This window comes from Neisseria sp. 19428wB4_WF04 (genome assembly GCF_015235335.1).
GTDB lineage: Bacteria > Pseudomonadota > Gammaproteobacteria > Burkholderiales > Neisseriaceae > Neisseria > Neisseria musculi.
On sequence record NZ_JADGLG010000183.1, the window covers coordinates 1 to 409 of the forward strand.

The 409-nt window shown below is 70.9% G+C and carries 1 protein-coding gene; it reads left to right on the forward strand.

Going from position 1 to position 409, the window contains the following annotated elements; all coding sequences use genetic code 11:
* The coding region (locus IR141_RS12905; RefSeq protein WP_135037847.1) for a CBS domain-containing protein at positions 1-409 on the forward strand (409 nt) is incomplete at both ends.

The following is a 409-nucleotide window of genomic DNA, read 5'->3' on the forward strand; positions in this document are numbered from 1 at the left end:
CTGCTGCACCATGCCGAGGCCGAGGCGTACCGCCGCAATTTCGGGCACCTGCGCTGCGGCGACATCATGTCGCGCGAGCCCGCCACGGTGGCGTTCGGCACCGAACTGCAGGAGGCCTGGGCACTGATGCGCCGCCGCCGTGTCAAGGCGCTGCCGGTGGTGGACCGCGCGCGCCGCATCGTGGGCATCGTCACCACGGCCGATTTCATGCGCCAGATCGATCTCGACGTGCACCAGGGCATCGGCGAGCAGTTGCGCGCCCTGGTGCGCCGCGTGGGCGCGGTGCATTCCACCAAGCCGGAGGTGGTGGGCCAGATCATGACGCGCCAGGTGCGCGTGGTGAGCGAGCAGCGCCCGGCGCTCGATCTCGTGCCGCTGTTTACCGAGGGCGGGCACCACCACATCCCGG